A 20,716-nucleotide genomic window follows, 5' to 3' on the forward strand; every position below is an offset into this window, starting at 1 on the left:
TAAAAACAGAAGGCGGTGATATTCACCGCCCATTAATTCGGACAACTCAGGCATCTGCCGATTGCAACGTGGCGCGGAACCCAAGTTGATTAAGCATGTCAGCCGCGGCAGCATCATCGCAAATCACCTGCAACGACGACCATTCACGACGTTCTTCATATTGCTTACGCAGGCGGTCAAACTCGCCCGGCTGCGCCGCCACTTTACGCAGAGGGGCATCATCGCGGCGCACATCATACACCAGGTGCACCAGACGTTTCAGCACCGGCTGATCCAGCTTGCCGTGTAAGCGAATGCTGCCAAATTCCGGGGCGGGCAGCAGGCTTTCCAGCGGCACCTGCTGCGGCTGGCCGAGAAACTCGCACCAGGCTTCAAACACCTGGGTGGTGCCGCGCGCCTTGCCTTCAAGGGTGTAACCCGCGATATGCGCAGTGGCAATGTCCACTTTATCCAGCAGTTCCAGCGACAGCTCGGGTTCCGGCTCCCACACATCCAGCACCACGCTGAGATCCTGGCGCATGTTCAGCACTGCCAGCAGCGCGGCGTTATCCACCACCGGACCACGGCAGGCGTTGATCAGAATGGTATTGGGCCGCAGCGCCATCAGCAGCGCCGCATCGGCCAGATGCCAGCTTTTATATGGGCCATCTTTAAATAACGGCGTATGGAAGGTGAGAATATCGGCCTGCGCCACCAGTTCATCCAGCGAGTGGAAATCCTCTGCATCACCACGATCGGCACGCGGCGGATCGCTCAACAGAGTTTTCACGCCCCAGGCCTGCAAGCGTTTTTGCAGACGCCCACCGACATTGCCCACGCCAACAATCCCTACGGTACGGTCACGCAGGTTAAAACCATCGCGCTCCGCCAGCAGCAGCAGCGAAGAGAAAACATATTCCACCACCGCAATGGCATTGCAGCCCGGTGCTGCGGAGAAGGCGATGCCCGCTTCCGCCAGCGAGGTCTCATCGATATGGTCAGTGCCCGCTGTTGCGGTGCCGACAAATTTCACCGGCGTACCGGCCAGCAACGCCGCGTTAACTTTGGTCACCGATCGCACCATCAGCCCGCTGGCGTCAGCGAGCTCAGCTTCCGGTAAGGGACGTCCCGGTACCGCCAGCACCTCACCGGTGCGGCTAAAGAGTTCACGGGCATACGGCATGTTTTCATCGACGAGAATTTTCACCACGGCAGTCCTGTAAATTCGAAAGGCCCATATTCTGGCACAAAGCCTTTGATTAACCTAACCGGCTGCGATAGCGATCCGGTGTGGTCCCCGCCTGGTGCTGAAACATCACAATCAGCGCCGAAGCAGAGCTGTAGCCCAGCTCAAAAGCTATCGCCTGGACACTCATCCCTTGCTCCAGCAAGGTAATCGCGCGCAAAAAGCGCAGGCGTTGTCGCCACTCGCTGAAGGACATATTCAGTTGCTGCTGACAACGCCGCGCCAGCGTACGCTCGGTGGTAAACACCCGCTTAGCCCATTGTGCCAGCGTGGTGTTATCGCCGGGGTGTGCCTGTAAGGCGTGCAGAATCGGTGCAAGAAATTTGTCGTCCGAGGTAGGCAGGTAACTTTTATGTAATGGTGCGAGGCGCAGCCGGTCACACAGCACCTCGCACAGTCGCCAGTCTGCGTCACTGCGCGGTTGCTCCAGGTTGCGTTGGGCAAATTCATCCATAATGGCATGAACGATAGCATCCGCATTCAGCAGGCAGGCTTGCGGCGGCAAACCCAGGCAAAGATCGGCGGCAATGTTGAAGGTGCGAAACTGCGCCTGACGGTGGTTATAGCTGCTGTGGCGCTGGCCGGGTGGGATCCAGATCGGCATATCGGCGGGTGTCAGCAGGCGCTCCCCTTCCACCTCCATCTCCAGCACATGGCTTTTGACGAAAATCAGCTGCCCCCAGGCGTGGGCGTGGGGCAGATATTCGGTTTTCGCATTGGCCTGCTCGAAGCGGATAAAGTAGCGCAGTTGTGAGGCATCGAGCGGCGGCTGATATTCAACCTGTAAACTCATTCTGTCCGGTCATTAATGATTTTTGTCCGATTTTAGTTATCTGTCTTAAACCGGTCAAATGTAAACTTTTCGCGTTTACTTTCTGGAGCCGTACGATGAATTTTCTCTTTCCGCTGGTGGCGGTGCTGATCTGGTCGATCAATACCATCGTCAGCAAACTCTCTGCCGGAAGCATCGATCCTGCCGCCATCTCCTTTTATCGCTGGGTCCTGGCGTTGGTGGTGTTGACGCCGTTTGTGCTGCCCGGCGTCTGGCGTCATCGTCGGCAAATCATCGCCAGTAGCGGACGCCTGCTGATCCTCGGCCTGCTCGGTATGGTGCTGTATCAAAGCCTTGCCTATTACGCGGCGCATAGCGTGTCGGCGGTGATGATGGGCATCCTCGGGGCCACCATTCCCCTGCTGACAATCCTGCTCAGCCTGGTGGTGTTACGTCTGGCCCCGACGCGCGGAATTTTAATTGGCGGATTGCTGTCGTTTGCCGGTCTGGTATGGCTGGTCAGCGCAGGTAACCCGGCACAGCTGCTGCATCAACGTCTCGGCAATGGTGAACTGATGATGCTGGCCGCTTCAGCCTCCTACGCGTTGTACGGCGTGCTGACCAAACGCCTGGCCATCCCGTTGCCGACCTGGCAAAGTTTATATGTGCAGATTTTCTTTGGCGTGCTGTTGCTGCTGCCCGGCTTTCTGCGCACGCCGGATGTCTCGCTCAACGCGCACAATATCCCGCTGGTGCTGTTTGCCGGGCTATTCGCCTCAATCATCGCCCCGTTCCTGTGGATCCTCGGCGTGCAGCGCCTCGGAGCCAGTACCACCAGCATCTTTATGAATTTTGTCCCGGCCTTTACCGCCGTGATTGCGATACTGTTCCTGCATGAACAATTGCATGGTTACCACTGGATTGGCGGTGGTATGACGCTGCTGGGGGTGATTCTGGCGCAGCGGCTGCGTACTCCGTTGCGTCGTAGCCGCGCTGCCACGCCGCCCGTCAGCGAAAGTTGATCGTCACCCGTAGCCCGCCCAGTTGTGGGCTGCGGTCCAGCTTTAACTCTGCGCCATGCCAGGCGCAAATATCTTTTACCAGCGCCAGGCCGATACCCGCACCGGGTTGTTGTTGGCCGTTATCCAGCCGCGCGAAGGGTTGCAGCGCCTGCTGCTGCTGGGCATCGTCAATCCCCGGCCCGCTATCCTCAATTTCCATCATCCCGGACCCGATGCGTGCCGTCACGGTGCCGTGCGCCGGGGTGTATTTGATGGCATTATCCAGCAGGTTGCTGCATAACTCCGCCATCAGCAGCGCATCACCCTGTACCTGACATTGGCTATCCCCTTCGTAACCGAGGTCGATGTGCTTGTGGCGCGCCGCCGCATAACCACTGAAACACGCCTGCTGCACGATGGCAGCCAGATCGACACGCTCCAGCGGTTTATCTTCACCGTGGCGGGCTTTGATCTGCGCCAGCTGCAACAAACGATCGGTGAGATGTACGGTGTCGTCCAGGGTGTGGCGCATTCCCTGCAAACTCTCACGCCATTGCCGTGGATCGTCGCTGTTCAGTGCCACACCCAGCTGGGTTTTCAGAATGGTGAGTGGCGTGCGCAGTTGATGAGAAACATCGGCGCTAAAACGTTCCTGACGTGCCAGCAGGCCGCGCAACCGTTCCAGATGGCGGTTGAACGCGATAATCAACGGCTGTAATTCAGGCCAGGGCAGCACCGACGGCAAAGGTTGCAGCTCCCCTGGCGCACGGCGCAGAACGATGCGTGACAAACGCCGCAGTGGACGCAGCACCTTGCGCAGCAACAACCCTGCCAGAATCAGGGTGATCAACACCAGAATGCTTTGGCTGATCAGTGCGGTACGTAATAATCCCTCGGCAAAGGCGTGGCGCGAATTAAGGGTTTCCGCCACCAGTACCAGCGCCATGCCCTCTACTCCCTCCTCACTGATCGGTTGCCACAGGGCAACTACCCGAATAGGCTGCTGGCGATAATGGGCATCGTAGAAATGGACCAGTGCCGGAAACAGCGTGGAGAGCGGCGCATTGCGTGGCAGCGGCGGTAGATCTTCGTATCCTGACAACGTCTGCCCTTCTGGCGAGATCACCTGATAGAAAAGTTGATCGTTCATATTGCGTTCAAAACTGTCGAGCACCACCCAGGGAACATCCACCTGCAATTGTCGCTGCCGCACCACCAGCCGCTCGGCCACGGTTCGCGCGGAAGCGACCAGCGAACGATCATAAGCCTGGTTCGCCGCCTGAAGTGCGCTGTAATAATGGGTGTATACCGATAATCCCCACAGCAGCAGCAGCGGTACACCCAGCCATGCCAGCAACTCGCCGCGTAGCGAACGAATCAGCCGCATGGCTGGCACTCAAGGCTGTAGCCCAACCCGCGCAACGTGATAATCGCCACATCGCTACCCGCCAGTTTTTTGCGTACCCGATGAACATATAACTCGATGCTTTCAGGGCTGGCTTCATCCCGCAGGGAGAAGGTTTGTTCATAAAGATGCTGGCGCGACACCGGGTGGCCTGGACGCCGCATCAGGGTGGTCAGCACGCTGGCTTCACGCGGGGTCAGACGTAATGGTTGACGATTCAGCAGAAAACAGCCTTCGTTGTCGAGTTCCAGCTGGCCAATCACCTGCGATTGCGGTGTTTGCCCGTGGCTGCGGCGCAGCAAGGCGCGCAGCCGGGCTTCCAGCTCATCCAGCTCGAAGGGTTTAGTGAGATAATCATCGGCCCCGGCGTTCAATCCCTGCACCCGCTGTGCCAGCGCGTTGCGCGCCGTCAGCAACAATACCGGAACCTTCAGCCCACGTCGGCGCAGCCGTGCCAGCACCTCAAGGCCATTCATGCGCGGCAGCGTCACGTCCAGTACCACCAGGGCATATTCTTCGCTTTGCAGTACATGGTCGGCGGCGACACCGTCGGCAACCCAGTCCACCGCAAATCCTTTTTGCGTCAGCGCTTTTTGCAGCCAGCTCGCCAGCTCGGTTGTGTCTTCTACCAGTAAGAGACGCATATCACACCCTGCCATTTTCCCTGAAAAGTGAAAGGTAAATGAAAGGTTTCCACATTAACAATCCATTAACCCCGAATGTTCGGCGGCAATCACACTCTGGAATCATCAATGGAGCGACAAATGAAAAACAACATTCGCACCGTCCTCGCCACCACCCTATTGGCTATGTCGGTTTCCTCCGCGTTCGCGGCGGCACCAGAACGCACTGAATGTATCGCCCCGGCAAAACCGGGCGGCGGTTTTGATCTCACCTGTAAGTTGTTGCAGGTCTCGATGCAGGAAACCGGACAAATCACCACCCCAATGCGCGTTACCTATATGCCCGGCGGCGTTGGTGCAGTGGCGTATAACGCCATCATTGCGCAGCGTCCGGCGGAAGCCGGGACGGTGGTGGCCTATTCCGGCGGGTCATTGCTCAATCTTTCCCAGGGCAAGTTTGGTCGCTATACCGTGGATGATGTGAAGTGGCTGGCGGCAATCGGTACGGATTACGGCATGGTCGCGGTACGCAATGATGCGCCGTGGCAAAACCTCGGCGAGCTGATGGAGGCGATGAAAAAAGATCCCACCAAAGTGGTGGTGGGTGCGGGTGCGTCAATCGGCAGCCAGGACTGGATGAAGACCGCGCTGCTGGCGCGCGAGGGCGGTATCGATCCCCGCAAAATGCGGTACGTCGCCTTTGAAGGCGGCGGTGAACCTGTCACTGCACTGCTCGGCAACCATATCCAGGTTGTCTCGGGAGATATGAGTGAAATGGTGCCTCATCTGCAAAGTGGCAAGTTACGCGTGCTGGCCGTGATGGCCGATCAGCGTCTGCCGGGTGAACTGGCGCAGGTCCCCACCGCCAAAGAGCAAGGTTTTAACGTCAGCTGGCCGATCATTCGTGGCTATTATCTTGGCCCGAAAGTGAGTGATGCCGACTACCAATGGTGGGAAGCGGCGTTTAAAAAGCTGGTCACGACGAAAGAATTCCAGCAGCAGCGCGATATGCGCGGCCTGTTCGAATTCAACCTGTTCGGCAGCGAGCTGGATAGCTATGTGAAGAAGCAAGTGGCTGACTACCGCGAGCAGGCTAAATCTTTCGGTCTGGCGAAATAACGGAGGCGATGATGAGCGATCGTATTTTCGCCGCCATCTGGCTGGCGCTTTGTATCGCCGGATTATTTATCGCCTGGCAAATTCAAAGCGAATACAGCTATGAACCGGTTGGACCCCGTCCTTTTCCGATGATGCTGCTGGGGCTGATGGCGGTATGTGCGTTACTGATGTTGCTGCGTAAGCCCGATAACGTGCAATGGCCGGCGCCTGCCACGCTGAAGAAGTTACTGATGCTTAGCGTGATGCTGATGCTGTACGGCTGGTTCTTTGAACGCCTTGGCTTTGCCTTGTGCACCACACTGCTGACCTTCGGCATTGGCCTGCTGTTTGGCGCACGCTGGTGGGCGGCGGTAATTTCCGGCGGCGTGATGGGGATTGCGTTGTTTTACGCCTTTGATCATCTGCTGGATGTCACGCTGCCGCTCGGCAGCTGGTTCAGTTAACGGGAGATTATGATGGATACCTGGTCCTTTTTGATGCAGGGTTTCGCCGTCGCCATGACGCCGGAAAACCTGATGATCGCCCTGATCGGTTGCTTTATTGGCACCATTGTCGGGCTGTTGCCCGGCCTTGGACCGATTAACGGCGTAGCGATTTTGATGCCGCTGGCGTTTGCGCTGCACCTGCCGGCAGAGTCGGCACTGATCCTGCTGGCGACCGTCTATATCGGCTGCGAATACGGCGGGCGCATCTCCTCAATTTTGCTCAATGTGCCGGGCGATGCCGGGGCGATTATGACCGCGCTTGACGGCTACCCGATGGCGCAGCAGGGTAAAGCGGGGGTGGCGCTCTCCATCTCTGCGGTCAGTTCCTTCGTCGGGTCCACCATCGCCATCATCGGCATTATTTTGTTCGCGCCGCTGCTGGCTAACTGGTCACTGGCGTTTGGTCCGGCGGAATACTTTGCGCTGATGGTCTTCGCCATCGCCTGTCTCGGTAGCATGATGAGCCACAATCCGTTGAAGTCGTTTCTTGCGGCGCTGATAGGGCTGGGTATGGCGACGGTGGGCGTTGACGCCAATACCGGCGTGTATCGCTTTACCTTTGACAGCGTGCATCTCTCCGATGGCATCCAGTTCGTGGTGGTGGTGATTGGGCTGTTCTCGGTCAGTGAGATTCTGCTGATGCTGGAATCCACCAGCAGCGGCCAGAAAATGGTACGTGCCAGTGGCCGAATGATGTTCAATATGAAAGAGGCGGCCATGTCGACCGGGGCGACGCTGCGCGCGTCCTTTATTGGCTTCTTTGTCGGCGTGCTGCCCGGTGCCGGTGCCACCATTGCCAGCGCCATCGCCTATATGAGCGAGAAGAAGATCAGCGGCAGCGATCAATTCGGTAAAGGCGATATTCGCGGTGTGGCTGCGCCGGAAGCGGCGAATAACGCCTCGGCCTGTGGCTCCTTCATTCCGATGCTGACGCTGGGCATTCCCGGTTCCGGCACCACGGCGGTGATGGTGGGTGCGCTGACGCTGTATAACATCACCCCCGGCCCGGCGATGTTTACCGAGCAGCCCGATATCGTCTGGGGATTAATTGCCGCGTTGTTGATCGGCAACGTCATGCTGCTGATCATGAACATCCCGATGATCAATATTTTCGCCCGTATGCTGACCATTCCACTGTGGTTCCTGGTTCCGGCGATTGCGGCGATATCGGCGGTGGGCGTTTACGCGGTGCACAGTACCACTTTTGATTTGCTGCTGATGGTGGGGTTGGGCATTTTCGGCTATATCCTGCGCAAGATGGATTTTCCGATGTCACCGCTGATCCTCGGCTTTGTGCTGGGCGAGATGCTGGAGCAGAACCTGCGCCGTGCCTTGTCAATCAGCAACGGCAACCTGCCAATCCTGTGGGAAAGCCTGATTTGCAAGGTATTGCTGGTGCTGGCGGTGTCAGTGCTGGTGGTGCCACCGTTGTGGAAACGGTGGCGACGCAAGCGCCTGAAGCTGGCCGAGGCAAAATAATTTCCTGCTACCTGCTGCCCCCGTGGATTTCCCGGGGGCTTTTGCTATCATATGGCCTCGTTTTTCCGGCGCACCCGGATCTGACTCGGTTTTCAAGGATTCCGCCATGCAACCTCTCAGCGGTCCCGGTGTGCCCTCGGGCGATCGTTCCCCTCTTACCAACGCAGCTGGCTCTGCGCGCCCTGGCGGCCCGGCAGGCGAGCAGCCATTATCTCCTGCTCAGCGCACCACGCTGGAACGCCTGATCGTGCGTATTATGTCGCTCAGCACCCTGAAAGCGCCGGAACTGTGGGCTGGCGTGCGTCATGAAGTTGGCGTGAAAAACGATGCTGAACTGCAATCGCGTCACTTTCCCGCTGCCGAGCAGCATCTCAATAGTCGCTTAACCCAGGTGCAGGACAGCCACGCCACGCGTCAGTTGTTACAGCAATTGCTGGAGAAACTGCCGCTGGGTAATAACCGCCAGGCGGTGAGTGATTTTATCCGTCAGCAGTTTAACCAGACGGTACTGAGCGCATTGTCGCCAGACCAGCTGCGCCAGGTGCTGACCATGCTACAGAACGGCCAGATGGCGATTCCGCAGCCGCAGCAGACGCGTATCAGCGATCGGTCTCTGTTGCCTGCCGAGCATCAGGCACTGAATCAGCAGGTGACGCGCCTCGCCGCCAGCACCGGTGAATCGCCGGTGAAAGTGCTGGCGGATGTCCTGAAGCTGGTTAACCTGAAAAGTGGCGATCCGATCCCATCACGCCATTTTCCGCTGTTAACCCAGTATTTACAGGTACGTCAGACGCTGAGCCAGCTCAGTTCACCCACGTTGCACACGCTGGAAAGCTCGCTGAAACAACCGCTGACATCCGCTGAGCAGCGTCTGCTGGAGGATTACAGCCAGCAGCGTTTCCAGGCCACGCCGCAGATGGTGCTGACCCCAGCGCAAACCCAGGATTTGCTCAACCTGTTGTTCAGCCGTCGTGCCGAAAAAAACCTCGAACAGCCGCTGTCCGCCAGCGAACTGCGGCCACAACCCATCTGGGCACCGATCTTCAATCAGTTACCGACGCCGCTGGCACAGCGTCCGGCGCTGACACTAAGCCTGGCGCTGGTGGTGTTTATTTTCCTGCTGTGGGTTTTCCTCTGATCTAGCAACCGCATTGTGCGACCGGGGCAGCGCTGGGCCATTCGCCGACCGCACTGCCCCACGTCATTGGATGGCCGTCACGCTGCCAGAAATCCAGCCCGCCAATCAATTCCTTCACCTGAAAACCCAATGCCGCCAGCTTCAGTGCCGCTTTGGTCGAACCATTGCAGCCGATACCGTCACAATAGGTGATGTAGACTTTTTGTCGATCCAGCTGCGCGGTGGTGTCGGCAGTCATGGTGCGATGCGGGAACGAGATCGCGCCACAAATATGCCCGGCCTGATAGGCCTCAGGAGCGCGTGCATCAAAGACCACAATCTCCGTAATACCTGCCGCCAGGTCTTCGGCTAAATCCCAGGCGTCGGTGTAATACGCCAGCTTGTGTTGCAGGTAAGCCAGGCTTTCAGCCGCACTGGCCGGGGGGAAGGCTAAAACCGATGACATCGCATTCTCCTGTTGTGTATTTCCCTCAGTGTACGGCAAAGTGGTCTGAATTCTGATACCACTTTGTCACACCAGATAAGACCACCATGACATCATCTCCCCTGCTGACCCTGTTCAGCCATCAAAGCCAGGGCGGCCTGCGCGAACGGTTATGCGGTACGCTGCGCCAGGCGATTGCCAGCGGCCACCTGCGTTTCGGGCAAAAGGTGCCTTCCAGCCGCCAGCTGGCGCTGGATCTCAGTCTCTCCCGCGTCACTGTGGAGGCCGCCTATGCCCAGCTGGAGAGTGAAGGCTATCTGCAACGCCAGAGCGGGCGCGGCACCTTTGTTGCCATCGCCATGCCGCTGCGCGCGCAGCCAGGGAAGCAACATGACGCGCTAAGTTTTTCCTCACGCGGTCGTCAGGTGCTGGCAACGGGAGGATGCCAGGACCCGCCCTTCCCCCATGCATTTGCCGCCGGTTCACCGGAATTACGTGCTTTTCCCCACACGCACTGGCGACGTATCAGCGCCAGTGTGCAACGTTCGCTGGGCAGCAAGGTGATGGGTTATGGCGATCCCTGTGGCTACCCGCCGCTGCGCCAGGCAGTGGCGGACTATCTGGCGCTGTCGCGTGGCCTGCGCTGTGAGGCCGGGCAGGTGATGATTCTGACCAGCTCACAACAGGCGTTACAGCTGCTGGCGCTGATGTTTCTGGATAGCGGCGATGACGTCTGGCTGGAGGAACCGGGTTACCCTGGCGCACGCAATGCCTTTCTCGCTGCCGGTGCGCACTGCCGGGCAATGCCGCTGGATGCGGAGGGCGCGCAGCCCCTCGCTGGCCGCGCAAAACTGGTTTACCTCACCCCTTCACACCATTATCCCACCGGTACGCCCATGAGCCTTGCCCGGCGCTTACAGTGGCTGGCGTGGGCGCGCCAGCAGGATAGCTGGCTGATTGAGGATGATTACGATAGCGAGTTTCACTATGGTGAACGCCCGCTGCCTGCGATGCAGGGGCTGGAAGCGGAGAGTCGGGTCATTAGCCTCGGCACCTTCTCCAAAACGCTGTTCCCCTCGCTCCGTCTGGCCTGGATGGTGGTGCCCCCGGCGCTGGTGGAGGCACTGGGCCGCGCGCGCAGCGTGCTGGATGGGCACAGCGCGCTGTTGCCACAGGCGATTACCGCCGAATTTATTCAGCAAGGGCATTTTGCCAGCCATCTGCGCCTGATGCGCCAGCTGTATCACAGCCGTCGTGATGTGCTGCTGCAACAGCTACACACCCGTTGCGCCGACTGGCTGACGCCGCTCCCGGCAGCAGGCGGCCTGCAACTGACGGTGAAGTTATGGCAGGACAATGAAGCGGGGCTGACTGATAAGGGGCGAGCGATAGGCCTGCAACTGCCGCGTCTGTCGCCGCTGTACGCGGGGGAGACGCGGCAGCCTGGCTGGATACTGGGTTTCGCCGCGCTGACGCCCGGCGAAATTGTTGCTGCCTGCGATAAGCTGGTTATGCTGCTGTCGCGTGACGGGCAAAGCGCCAGGTAACCACCATGCCGAGCGCCGCACAGCAGGCTCCCGCGACATACACCGAGCCATAACCGAGCGCCGTGGCCAGCAGCCCGGTCAGCGGACCACTGGCCCCGTAAGCGATATCCTGAAACGCGGAGAAACCACCCAACGCCGTACCGCGTATCTGCGGCGAAACACGTTTGATCACCTCCACGCCGAGCGCCGGGAAGATCAGCGAACAACCGGATCCGGTGAGCGCCGCCCCCAGCAGCGCAACCCAGCCTTGACCAGCCAGCGCCAGCAGCGTCAGACCGGCGGCTTCCACCAGCAGCGAGACCATCGCCACCCGGACACCACCGTGACGATCCGGCAAGCCACCGAAGAACACACGTACCAGCACAAAGGCACAGCCAAAGGCAGTCAGCGCGAAACCGGCATTGCCCCACTGCTCAGCGGCAAAATACAACGAGGTAAAGGTGCCGATGACCGCAAAACCGGTGCCCTGCAGCGCCAGTGCCAGACCCGGTTGAAAGATGGTTTTTATCACGCTGAACAGTGAGGGGCGTTCCCCGCCCACCACTGGCACCGCTGAAATCCAGCTGTTTAGCGCCAGCGACAACAGCGGCAGCAACAGGGCTACCCCGCCGAGCGCGGCAAATCCGGCGTAATCGTGGATCAATAAACCAAGGGGCGCACCGGCAGCCAGCGATCCATAAATCGCCATCCCGTTCCATGACATCACCAGCCCGGAGCGTTTACTGCCCACCAGGCCCATACCCCAGGTCAGATTGCCGGTCAGCAGCAGGCTTTCCCCGAAGCCGAGCAGCAGGCGACCTATCGCCAGCAGGCCGAATTTCGCCCACGGCGACACCGGCAACAGCGCCGCCGCCAGATAGGCCACGCCCACCAGCGCGATCGCCATCATGCCATGTTGAGTAGTGAGTTTCGCGCCGTGCTGATCGGCGCGCCGACCGGCGAAACTGCGCGTCAGCAGGGTGGCAAAGAACTGAATCCCCACCGCCACGCCAACCATGACGTTGTTCATGCCCAGCTCCTGGTGGACATATAACGGGATGACCGGCAGCGCCAGCCCTGCGGTGAGATAAGTCAGAAACACCGCAAATGAGGTGCAGGCTAAAGGGAACACAGATTGCGTCTGCGCGTTTGCAGCCATAGACATATGGACGTCACTCCTTGTTGTGAGACGTGCCATGCAGGCGAAAACCAGACACACGCACGTCTTCTGTGATTAACAGAAACGGGTGCGTTGATTCACGTGAACGCTTACGTATAACGAGATGAGGGAATTGATTGTGGCAAGCGAAGCGCAGAATGTCAAAACAGCGAGGGCCGGATTAACCGGCCCTCGTGGGAAAAGCGTCCTGAAATCAGGCGTTATATTTACGCATGGTCAGGGTGGCGTTAGTACCGCCGAAGCCGAAGCTGTTCGACATCACGGTAGTCAGCGCTTTTTCGGTCGGCTTAGTCACGATATTCATGCCGTTCGCCGCTTCGTCCAGTTCTTCAATGTTGATGCTTGGCGCAATGAAGTTGTGCTCCAGCATCAGCAGGGTATAGATCGCTTCCTGCACGCCTGCTGCACCCAGTGAGTGGCCAGTCATCGCTTTGGTTGCAGAGATAAGCGGGGTGTTTTCACCGAACACTTCGCGAATCGCACCCAGCTCTTTCACGTCGCCAACCGGGGTAGAAGTACCGTGGGTATTGAGGTAGTCGATCGGTGCGTCCAGACCCTGCATCGCCATTCTCATGCAGCGTACTGCGCCTTCACCTGACGGAGCGACCATGTCCGCGCCATCTGAGGTAGCGCCGTAGCCGACGATTTCAGCGTAGATGTGCGCACCGCGAGCCAGTGCGTGCTCCAGTTCTTCCACCACCACCATACCGCCGCCGCCAGCAATAACGAAGCCGTCACGGTTAGCATCATAGGTACGTGACGCTTTTTCCGGGGTTTCGTTGTATTTGGTGGAGAGCGCGCCCATTGCATCAAACTCACACGCCATTTCCCAGCTCAGCTCTTCGCCGCCGCCAGCAAACACGATGTCCTGTTTGCCCAGCTGGATTTGCTCAACCGCGTTACCGATACAGTGCGAGGAGGTCGCACAGGCGGAGCTGATGGAGTAGTTCACGCCGTGGATTTTGAACGGGGTCGCCAGGCAGGCAGACACGCCAGAACCCATCGCCTTAGTCACCACATACGGACCAACCGCTTTCAGACCACGCGGGCTACGCATAGCGTCGGCACCGAACACCTGATAACGCGGGGAACCGCCGCCGGAGCCAGCAATCAGGCCCACACGCGGGTTGTTCTGATATTGTTCTTCAGTCAGGCCGGAATCTTTAACGGCTTCCGCCATCGACAGGTACGCGTAAATAGAGGCATCGCTCATGAAACGCACGATTTTGCGATCAATAAGGCCGGTGGTGTCCAGTTTTACGTTACCCCATACGTGGCTGCGCATCCCGGCTTCTTTCATCTCTTCGGAGAAAGTGATACCAGAACGCCCTTCACGCAGAGATGCCAGCACCTCTTGCTGGTTATTACCAATGCTGGAAACAATACCCAGGCCAGTAATCACTGCACGTTTCATTAAAATAGTCCTCTTCCACTTCTTTTGGATTGACGTGCACTCTAGCTTACAGTTGTAAGCCGAACAAGTCCGATCAGCCATTTCCTTTTGTAAATTTGCGTCATGTGACAGCTCTCGCTAAAATCACGCCACTGCCTGAAATATGGACCTTTCCCTTGAAGTTATCCCCGGTTGAGCACGCACAATTAAACTGGAACGAACAGGGTACACCTGTTTCGCAAGCCTTCGACGATGTCTACTTCTCCAACGATAATGGTCTGGAGGAGACGCGTTATGTCTTCCTTGATGGCAATCGGATTCCGCGGCGCTTCCCTGAACACGATCGCGACCTGTTTATTGTTGCAGAGAGCGGATTTGGCACCGGCCTCAACTTTCTCACGCTGTGGCAGGCGTTCGACCATTTCCGTACTCAGCACCCCACTGCCCGCCTGCGGCGTCTGCACTTTATTAGCTGTGAAAAATTCCCGCTGACGCATCCGGACCTGGTCGCTGCCCACGCCCACTGGCCGGAACTGCAACCCTGGTCCAGACAACTCCAGCAGCAGTGGCCCGCGGCGTTGCCGGGCTGCCAGCGACTGCTGTTTGCAGGCGGCGAGGTCACGCTTGACCTGTGGCTAGGGGATATTAACGCGCTAATTGATACCTTTGATGACAGTCTGCATCGTCAGGTAGATGCCTGGTTTCTTGATGGCTTTGCCCCGGCGAAAAACCCGGAGATGTGGACGCCAGAACTGTTTGCCGCCATGGCACGCATGGCGCGGCCAGGCGGCACGCTGGCCACCTTCACCTCGGCTGGATTTGTCCGCCGTGGTTTGCAGGAAGCCGGTTTTAGCATCACCAAACGCAAAGGATTTGGTCATAAACGCGAAATGCTGACCGGTGAATTAACCACTACCCCGGCCCTGCCGCCGCGTCAGCCGTGGTATGCACGACCCAAAGCGGAGAGCCAGGAAGTGGCGCTGATTGGCGGCGGCGTTGCCAGCGCAGTGTTGTCGCTGGCGCTGTTGCGGCGTGGCTGGCGCGTGACCCTGTACTGTGCCGATGCCGCTCCGGCACTGGGTGCCTCTGGCAATCGCCAGGGCGCGCTCTACCCGCTACTGAATCAGCACGATCCGGCGTTGGCCTGTTTTTTCCCGGCTGCATTCAGCTTCGCCCGCCGCTTGTATGATGCGCTGCCGGTGATATTTGAGCACGACTGGAGCGGCGTGCTGCAACTGGGCTGGGACGAGAAAAGCGCTGACAAAATTGCCCAGATGCTGGATATGGGCCTGCCGCGCGACATCGCCTATGGCGTGAATAAAGAAGAAGCGGAAGCGCTGGCCGGTGTTGAACTGGGTATGGGCGGTATTTACTACCCGCACGGCGGCTGGCTGTCGCCTTCTGAACTGACCAGCAACCTGCTGGAATTTGCCCAAAGCCAGGGCCTGCGGGTTCACTGGCTGCATCGCCTCAGCCAGTTACAACGTCAGGAAGATGGCTGGAAGCTGAGTTTCGTTGATAAGCAGGAAGTGCAGCATCAACAGGTGGTGCTGGCTAACGGTCATGCGCTGCTGGATATCCCCCAAAGCCAGCCGCTACCGGTGTATGCGGTGGCAGGCCAGGTGAGTCATGTCCCCACCAACCCAGCGCTGGGGGCGTTGCGTTGCGTGCTGTGCTATGACGGTTATCTCACGCCGGTCAGCCCAAATTACGCCACCCACTGCATCGGGGCCAGCTACCATCGTGGCGCAACCGATACGGCGTATCGCGCCGATGACCAGCAGGAAAATCGCCAGCGCCTGATGAATTGCCTGCCGGATGCCGGATGGCCAGCCCAGGTTGATGTCAGCCGTGGCGAAGCGCGTAACGGTGTGCGCTGTGCCACGCGCGACCATTTGCCAATGGCAGGCAGCGTGCCGGACTACGAGGCAACGCTGACGCAATACGCCACACTCGCCGAACAACGCGCGCAAGGCGCAGCGGTGGCAGATGCCCCACTCTATCCGGGATTGTTTGTGCTGGGTGCGCTCGGGTCGCGCGGATTATGCAGTGCGCCAATGGCTGCTGAAGTGCTGGCCGCACAAATGAGTGGAGAGCCGCAGCCGCTGGACGCAGCCACACTGGCGGCGATGAATCCGAATCGATACTGGGTAAGAAAACTGCTGAAAGGAAAGAAGGCGGGACGGTAAGCGATCCCCGCCCCGATTCATCAGGCAGACTTGCGCGCCTGGTTAAACAGATTATCCCACATGCCGACCACCAGCACCTGGTCACGCGGTGACAGTTCACCCGCCGCGATGGCCTTTTGCAGGCTGTTGGTCACCTGAAGCTGCAACGCTTCCGGTGTGTGTTCACCGGTTTGCTCAATTTCCGCCACTGCCAGCGTCAGATGTCCGCGCAGATAACCGCCCGCAAAAAGCTCGTCGTCACTGGCGTGGTCCACCATATCGTCAATCAGCGCCAGAATGCGTGACTCAAACTCTACGATCATCTTTATCCTCATATGCTGTTCAGTTGTAGCGGCGCGATAAATCGCGTTGCTACGCATTTTTGATCACAGATCTTCCGGCCAGGGAAAGTGTGCTGCCGTCAGCGCAGGCGTACCGTAATAATCGGTTAAAGCCTGAATAAAACGCGCCGGACGTGCCGGGATGCCTTGTTCAAGGTAGGCCATCACCTGGGCATGCACCTTACGCTGAAACGCGATGCGATCTGGCTCACAATCTCCTTCGAGATTGTCACAACTTACGTTGAAGGGAAAGCCCGCCGCCACACAAAACAACCACTCCAGCGCCTGCGGCTTGATCTCTACCGATTCAAACTGGCTTTGCGTCTGCGCATCGCGCCCATCCGGGCAATACCAGTAACCAAAATCCACCAGCTTGCGCCGCTCGGCACCCGCGATGCACCAGTGAGAAATTTCATGCAATCCACTGGCATAAAAGCCGTGAGCAAACACCACACGATGCCACGGCGAAGTCTCATCAGCGGGAAGATAGATGGGTTCATCGTCGCCTTTAATTAGACGCGTCTGAAACTCATCCTGAAAGCAGCTATCGAACACGCTAATCAGCTGCTCGTAATGATGTGTTGTACTCATGATGTCATTGTTCTGTTGAAAACCGGCGTCATTGTCGCATCGGGCGCCGGTATTGACGAGTGTTTGATCACAGGGTGGCCATCCATGCCAGCAGCGCGCTGCCGTGGCTATCCCATAACAGTTTGGCGCTCATCACCGCTGACACCGTCACCACCATCGGGCGGATCAGTTTCTGTCCACGGCTCAGCACCAGGCGCGCGCCGAGCCTGGCACCACAAAACGCACCCAGCAGCATGATAAGCCCGGTGCCCCACACCACTTTGCCGCCAAACATAAAAAACAGCAGGCTACCAAAGTTGGAGGTGAAGTTGAGGATTTTGGCGTGCGCGGTAGCCTTTGCCAGGTTGAAGCCGCATAAGGTGACGAAAGCCAGCGCATAAAACGACCCGGCACCGGGGCCAAAGAAGCCATCGTAAAAACCGACGCAACCGCCACCCACCAGGGCGTAGGCCAGGCCGTGCAGGCGCTGCGCGCGATCCTGCTCGCCGATGCGCGGCATCAGCAGGAACCACAGCCCAATACCGATCAGCAGCAGCGGCAGCATCTGGCGTAATACGTCAGCATGCATATGCTGAATCAGCACCGCACCGCACACCGCACCGATAAAGGTCATGGCGATATTTAGTCGCTGTGCATGCAACTTCACCGCGCCGCGCCGCACAAAATACAGGCTGGCGGAGAAAGATCCGCCGACCGATTGCAGTTTATTGGTCGCTAACGCCTGAGCGGGAGAGAGTCCTGCCGCCAGCAGCGACGGCAGGGTAAGCAGGCCACCGCCACCGGCGATGGAATCAATAAATGCGGCCAGAACCGACACACCAAACAACACGACCAGCGCCAAAGGGCTGGCAACGAACCATTCCATGGCTATTCCTACAGAAGATGTTTATCAAGCAACGCCTGACAAGAAGGTGGCAACGGCGGCGGTTCTTTTTTAACCGGTGGCGTGCTGCCAGGTTGCTTCGGCAGGAACCAGCTGTTCAGCTCAGCACCACAGCCATCACCTGGCGGCGGAGGAGCCTGATCCTGGCACTCCAGGCTACCTGGCGGGCAACGCAGACGGACATGCATATGCGCACGATGGGCAAACCACGGACGCACTTTATTCAGCCAGGCACGATCGCTACCCGCGTCGGCACAAAGCTGCTTTTTAATCGCCGGATTGACGAAGATACGCGTCACTTCATCATCTTTCGCCGCCAGTTTGATCAGGCTATCAATCTGCGGCTGCCAGTGGCGCGCCACGACCTGTTTACCGTCGGGAGCGACCAGATCGAGTGGCTGCGGTTTCAGCAATTGTTGCGCCGTCCAGCGGCTTTGCGGCAGTTGCAGCCAGATATCGACATCCAGCCCGGTCTGGTGGCTGGCGTGACCGCTGCTGAAGCGCCCTCCCGCCGCCATTCCCATATCGCCAATCAGCACCTGCCCCAGTTGCAGCTGGTGCACCTGGGTACTGAGACGCTGTATAAAGGCGATCAGATCCGGGTGGCCGTAATAACGCCGCTGATCCTGGCGCATCACCTGGTAATTGGGTGAATTCAGCGGTAATTGCGCAGCACCGACGATACAGCCATTGGCAAAGCTGCCAATCGACTGCGGCGCACCGCTAATCGGTTGATAAATTTGCTGCCAGGGCGTGGCAGCCCCGGCAACCGCACTGCACAGCAGCGCGGCGAGAGTCAGCAGCAAGCGATGCATCGATTTACCAGCGCGGAACAGTGGAATGAACATCAGCACACTGCGCCCGCTGGCGCAGCAGGTGATCCATCAGCACGATCGCCATCATCGCTTCGGCAATCGGCACTGCACGGATACCTACGCAAGGATCGTGACGACCTTTGGTAATCATCTCAACTTCTTCGCCATCGCGGGTGATGGTTTTGCCCGGCACGGTGATGCTTGAGGTCGGTTTCATCGCCAGGTTGGCGCTGATGGTCTGGCCACTACTGATACCGCCGAGAATGCCGCCCGCATGGTTGCTCTGGAAACCATTGGCGCGGATTTCATCACGATGCTGGCTGCCACGCTGGTTAACCACCGCGAAGCCGTCGCCAATTTCCACCCCTTTCACCGCATTGATGCTCATCAGCGCGTGCGCCAGATCCGCATCCAGGCGATCAAATACCGGCTCGCCCAGACCCGGTGGCACGTTTTCCGCCATCACCGTCACTTTGGCACCGATGGAATCGCCTTCTTTTTTCAGCGCGCGCATCAGTTCATCCAGCGCTTCCAGTTTGTCAGCATCCGGGCAGAAGAACGGGTTTTCTTCCACGATGCTCCAGTCCTTCAGCTCGCAGGCCACATCGCCAATCTGTGCCAGATAGCCACGTACCTGAATACCGTGCTTCATCTGCAGGTATTTTTTCGCGATGGCACCCGCCGCCACACGCATCGCCGTTTCGCGCGCCGAAGAACGGCCACCACCACGGTAATCGCGCAGGCCATATTTTTGTTCGTAGGTGTAATCCGCATGGCCAGGACGGAACAGGTCTTTAATGGCGCTGTAGTCCTGTGAACGCTGGTCGGTGTTCTCAATCAGCAGACCAATTGACGTCCCGGTGGTGACGCCTTCAAACACACCAGACAAAATTTTCACCTGGTCCGGCTCACGACGCTGCGTGGTATAGCGTGACGTACCAGGACGACGACGATCCAGATCGTGCTGAATGTCCGCTTCGGTCAGTGGAATGCCGGGGGGCACGCCATCAACAATGCAGCCCAGCGCAATACCGTGCGACTCGCCAAAAGTGGTAACGCGAAAAAATTGTCCGATGCTGTTTCCGGCCATGCTAATTCCTTGTTGCGGGCGAATATTCGCCCTCGTTTTTAGTCTTTGTAGAAAGAGAAGTGATGCTGAGCATCAACGATCTGCTGACGGGTCAGCATAAATACGCCGTCGCCACCGTTGTCAAACTCCAGCCAGGTAAAGGGCACATCGGGATATTGCTCGATCATATGCACCATGCTGTTACCCACTTCACAAATCAATACGCCCTGCTCGCTCAGGTAATCCGGCGCGCAGGCGAGGATGCGGCGCACCAGCTTCAGGCCATCGCTGCCTGCCGCCAGGCCCAGCTCCGGCTCGTGGCGATATTCACCCGGCAGATCGTCCATATCTTCCGCATCGACGTACGGCGGGTTGGTGACGATCAGATCGTATTTCACGCCCGGCAGACCACGGAACAGATCGGCACGGATCGGCGTCACATGATTAAGCAAACCGTGTTCTTCAATATTACGTTCCGCCACCGCCAGCGCGTCAGTGGAGATATCCACCGCGTCCACTTCGGCTTCCGGGAAAGCATAAGCACAGGCGATGGCGATGCAACCGCTGCCGGTACACATGTCGAGAATATGCGCAGGATTATCGCTAATCAGCCCGGCGAAACGGTTTTCAATCAATTCACCAATCGGTGAACGCGGCACCAGCACGCGCTCATCAACATAAAATTCGTGGCCGCAGAACCAGGCTTTATTGGTGAGATACGCTACCGGAATGCGCTCGTTCACGCGGCGAATCACACGCTCCACGATGCGATGACGTTCGCTGGCCGTCAGGCGCGCATGGCGCATGTCTTCCGGGATATCAAGCGGCAGCCAGAGGGTGGGCAGGACCAGTTGTACCGCTTCGTCCCAGGGGTTGTCTGTGCCGTGGCCATACCAGATACCGGCCGCAGAGAAACGGCTGACAGCCCAGCGCAGCATATCCTGAATGGTGTGCAGTTCATTGACTGCCTCATCGACGAAAATTTTGTCCACGTAGCCCTCCAGCAGGCCATAAAATCAATCGGCCGATAGTTTGCCACGAAGCCGGGCAGAATTCAGCGCGGCAAGGTGAAAAAGCTG

20 protein-coding genes are annotated in these 20,716 nt (G+C 58.4%); 7 read left to right on the forward strand and 13 right to left on the reverse strand.

The genetic code is table 11. The annotated features are described in order from the left end of the window. Positions 1-46: 46 nt before the first annotated feature. A complete protein-coding gene (gene pdxB, locus CUN67_RS14055) occupies positions 47-1,186 on the reverse strand; it encodes a 4-phosphoerythronate dehydrogenase PdxB (protein ID WP_208715930.1) in 1,140 nt (379 codons plus the stop codon). 52 nt (positions 1,187-1,238) lie between these two features. Continuing rightward, the gene (locus tag CUN67_RS14060) at positions 1,239-2,018 is read right to left on the reverse strand and encodes an AraC family transcriptional regulator (protein WP_208715931.1); all 780 of its coding nucleotides are present in this window, start codon (positions 2,016-2,018) and stop codon (positions 1,239-1,241) included. 95 nt (positions 2,019-2,113) lie between these two features. On the opposite strand from CUN67_RS14060, the gene CUN67_RS14065 reads away from it, so the two are divergent. Beyond that, entirely contained in the window at positions 2,114-3,019 is a 906-nt protein-coding gene (locus CUN67_RS14065; protein WP_208715932.1) for a DMT family transporter, read from the forward strand. On the opposite strand, the gene CUN67_RS14070 is transcribed toward CUN67_RS14065, so the two are convergent. Both CUN67_RS14070 and tctD read right to left on the reverse strand, forming a co-directional pair. Beyond that, positions 3,006-4,385: a sensor histidine kinase gene (locus tag CUN67_RS14070; protein WP_208715933.1), complete on the reverse strand. Its 1,380-nt coding sequence runs from the start codon at positions 4,383-4,385 to the stop codon at positions 3,006-3,008. The genes CUN67_RS14065 and CUN67_RS14070 overlap by 14 nt on opposite strands. Then, positions 4,376-5,047: a transcriptional regulator TctD gene (gene tctD, locus CUN67_RS14075; protein ID WP_208715934.1), complete on the reverse strand. Its 672-nt coding sequence runs from the start codon at positions 5,045-5,047 to the stop codon at positions 4,376-4,378. The genes CUN67_RS14070 and tctD overlap by 10 nt, the downstream gene beginning before the upstream one ends. Before the next feature lie 120 nt (positions 5,048-5,167). Between tctD and CUN67_RS14080 the strand changes: the two genes are divergently transcribed. The 4 genes from CUN67_RS14080 (at position 5,168) to flk (ending at position 9,247) form a co-directional block, all read left to right on the forward strand. Then, positions 5,168-6,145: a Bug family tripartite tricarboxylate transporter substrate binding protein gene (locus CUN67_RS14080; protein WP_439332262.1), complete on the forward strand. Its 978-nt coding sequence runs from the start codon at positions 5,168-5,170 to the stop codon at positions 6,143-6,145. 11 nt (positions 6,146-6,156) lie between these two features. Next, positions 6,157-6,588, forward strand: coding sequence for a tripartite tricarboxylate transporter TctB family protein (locus tag CUN67_RS14085; RefSeq protein WP_208717224.1), 432 nt, complete (start codon positions 6,157-6,159; stop codon positions 6,586-6,588). A gap of 12 nt (positions 6,589-6,600) precedes the next feature. Beyond that, positions 6,601-8,109 (forward strand): tripartite tricarboxylate transporter permease, encoded by a 1,509-nt coding sequence (locus tag CUN67_RS14090; RefSeq protein WP_208717225.1) that lies wholly within the window; start codon positions 6,601-6,603, stop codon positions 8,107-8,109. Between the two features lie 106 nt (positions 8,110-8,215). Continuing rightward, positions 8,216-9,247, forward strand: a complete 1,032-nt coding sequence (gene flk / locus CUN67_RS14095) for a flagella biosynthesis regulator Flk (protein WP_208715936.1) — start codon at positions 8,216-8,218, stop codon at positions 9,245-9,247. Position 9,248: 1 nt separating this feature from the next. Here the strand turns inward: flk and CUN67_RS14100 are convergent, their stop codons facing one another. Continuing rightward, positions 9,249-9,692 carry a rhodanese-like domain-containing protein gene (locus tag CUN67_RS14100; protein WP_208715937.1) on the reverse strand — a complete coding sequence of 148 codons (444 nt, stop codon included), beginning with the start codon at positions 9,690-9,692 and terminating at the stop codon, positions 9,249-9,251. 86 nt (positions 9,693-9,778) lie between these two features. Here CUN67_RS14100 and CUN67_RS14105 point away from each other — a divergent pair, with 86 nt between their 5' ends. Beyond that, positions 9,779-11,218 (forward strand): PLP-dependent aminotransferase family protein, encoded by a 1,440-nt coding sequence (locus tag CUN67_RS14105; protein WP_208715938.1) that lies wholly within the window; start codon positions 9,779-9,781, stop codon positions 11,216-11,218. Here the strand turns inward: CUN67_RS14105 and CUN67_RS14110 are convergent. Next, a complete protein-coding gene (locus tag CUN67_RS14110; protein WP_439332263.1) occupies positions 11,181-12,362 on the reverse strand; it encodes an MFS transporter in 1,182 nt (393 codons plus the stop codon). The two genes, CUN67_RS14105 and CUN67_RS14110, sit on opposite strands and share 38 nt — an antisense overlap. 208 nt (positions 12,363-12,570) lie before the next feature. Continuing rightward, on the reverse strand, positions 12,571-13,791 hold the full coding sequence (gene fabB, locus CUN67_RS14115; RefSeq protein WP_208715939.1) for a beta-ketoacyl-ACP synthase I: 1,221 nt from the start codon (positions 13,789-13,791) through the stop codon (positions 12,571-12,573). Between the two features lie 155 nt (positions 13,792-13,946). Between fabB and mnmC the strand changes: the two genes are divergently transcribed. Continuing rightward, positions 13,947-15,959, forward strand: coding sequence for a bifunctional tRNA (5-methylaminomethyl-2-thiouridine)(34)-methyltransferase MnmD/FAD-dependent 5-carboxymethylaminomethyl-2-thiouridine(34) oxidoreductase MnmC (gene mnmC, locus CUN67_RS14120; RefSeq protein WP_208715940.1), 2,013 nt, complete (start codon positions 13,947-13,949; stop codon positions 15,957-15,959). A gap of 20 nt (positions 15,960-15,979) precedes the next feature. On the opposite strand, the gene CUN67_RS14125 is transcribed toward mnmC, so the two are convergent. The 6 genes from CUN67_RS14125 to prmB form a co-directional block, all read right to left on the reverse strand. Further along, the gene (locus CUN67_RS14125; protein WP_208715941.1) at positions 15,980-16,261 is read right to left on the reverse strand and encodes a YfcL family protein; all 282 of its coding nucleotides are present in this window, start codon (positions 16,259-16,261) and stop codon (positions 15,980-15,982) included. Between the two features lie 63 nt (positions 16,262-16,324). Further along, positions 16,325-16,870, reverse strand: a complete 546-nt coding sequence (locus CUN67_RS14130; RefSeq protein WP_208715942.1) for an elongation factor P hydroxylase — start codon at positions 16,868-16,870, stop codon at positions 16,325-16,327. A 67-nt stretch (positions 16,871-16,937) separates the two neighbouring features. After that, positions 16,938-17,735, reverse strand: a complete 798-nt coding sequence (locus CUN67_RS14135) for a sulfite exporter TauE/SafE family protein (protein ID WP_208715943.1) — start codon at positions 17,733-17,735, stop codon at positions 16,938-16,940. Positions 17,736-17,743: 8 nt separating this feature from the next. Next, positions 17,744-18,568 carry a penicillin-insensitive murein endopeptidase gene (gene mepA / locus CUN67_RS14140; RefSeq protein ID WP_208717227.1) on the reverse strand — a complete coding sequence of 275 codons (825 nt, stop codon included), beginning with the start codon at positions 18,566-18,568 and terminating at the stop codon, positions 17,744-17,746. A gap of 4 nt (positions 18,569-18,572) precedes the next feature. Next, a complete protein-coding gene (aroC, locus tag CUN67_RS14145) occupies positions 18,573-19,658 on the reverse strand; it encodes a chorismate synthase (protein WP_208715944.1) in 1,086 nt (361 codons plus the stop codon). A 38-nt stretch (positions 19,659-19,696) separates the two neighbouring features. Beyond that, on the reverse strand, positions 19,697-20,629 hold the full coding sequence (gene prmB / locus CUN67_RS14150; protein WP_208715945.1) for a 50S ribosomal protein L3 N(5)-glutamine methyltransferase: 933 nt from the start codon (positions 20,627-20,629) through the stop codon (positions 19,697-19,699). Positions 20,630-20,716: the final 87 nt, after the last annotated feature.

This window comes from Pantoea cypripedii (assembly GCF_011395035.1).
Taxonomy (GTDB): Bacteria; Pseudomonadota; Gammaproteobacteria; order Enterobacterales; family Enterobacteriaceae; genus Pantoea; species Pantoea cypripedii_A.

Excerpts from the sequence above, each read along its gene's own strand:
- CUN67_RS14060 (WP_208715931.1), bottom strand. The coding sequence starts at position 2,018 with ATGAGTTTACAGGTTGAATATCAGCCGCCGCTCGATGCCTCACAACTG.
- CUN67_RS14065 (WP_208715932.1), top strand. The coding sequence starts at position 2,114 with ATGAATTTTCTCTTTCCGCTGGTGGCGGTGCTGATCTGGTCGATCAAT.
- CUN67_RS14070 (WP_208715933.1), bottom strand. The coding sequence starts at position 4,385 with ATGCGGCTGATTCGTTCGCTACGCGGCGAGTTGCTGGCATGGCTGGGT.
- tctD (WP_208715934.1), bottom strand. The coding sequence starts at position 5,047 with ATGCGTCTCTTACTGGTAGAAGACACAACCGAGCTGGCGAGCTGGCTG.
- CUN67_RS14080 (WP_439332262.1), top strand. The coding sequence starts at position 5,168 with ATGAAAAACAACATTCGCACCGTCCTCGCCACCACCCTATTGGCTATG.
- CUN67_RS14085 (WP_208717224.1), top strand. The coding sequence starts at position 6,157 with ATGAGCGATCGTATTTTCGCCGCCATCTGGCTGGCGCTTTGTATCGCC.
- CUN67_RS14090 (WP_208717225.1), top strand. The coding sequence starts at position 6,601 with ATGGATACCTGGTCCTTTTTGATGCAGGGTTTCGCCGTCGCCATGACG.
- flk (WP_208715936.1), top strand. The coding sequence starts at position 8,216 with ATGCAACCTCTCAGCGGTCCCGGTGTGCCCTCGGGCGATCGTTCCCCT.
- CUN67_RS14100 (WP_208715937.1), bottom strand. The coding sequence starts at position 9,692 with ATGTCATCGGTTTTAGCCTTCCCCCCGGCCAGTGCGGCTGAAAGCCTG.
- CUN67_RS14105 (WP_208715938.1), top strand. The coding sequence starts at position 9,779 with ATGACATCATCTCCCCTGCTGACCCTGTTCAGCCATCAAAGCCAGGGC.
- CUN67_RS14110 (WP_439332263.1), bottom strand. The coding sequence starts at position 12,362 with ATGTCTATGGCTGCAAACGCGCAGACGCAATCTGTGTTCCCTTTAGCC.
- fabB (WP_208715939.1), bottom strand. The coding sequence starts at position 13,791 with ATGAAACGTGCAGTGATTACTGGCCTGGGTATTGTTTCCAGCATTGGT.
- CUN67_RS14125 (WP_208715941.1), bottom strand. The coding sequence starts at position 16,261 with ATGATCGTAGAGTTTGAGTCACGCATTCTGGCGCTGATTGACGATATG.
- CUN67_RS14130 (WP_208715942.1), bottom strand. The coding sequence starts at position 16,870 with ATGAGTACAACACATCATTACGAGCAGCTGATTAGCGTGTTCGATAGC.
- CUN67_RS14135 (WP_208715943.1), bottom strand. The coding sequence starts at position 17,735 with ATGGAATGGTTCGTTGCCAGCCCTTTGGCGCTGGTCGTGTTGTTTGGT.
- mepA (WP_208717227.1), bottom strand. The coding sequence starts at position 18,568 with ATGCATCGCTTGCTGCTGACTCTCGCCGCGCTGCTGTGCAGTGCGGTT.
- aroC (WP_208715944.1), bottom strand. The coding sequence starts at position 19,658 with ATGGCCGGAAACAGCATCGGACAATTTTTTCGCGTTACCACTTTTGGC.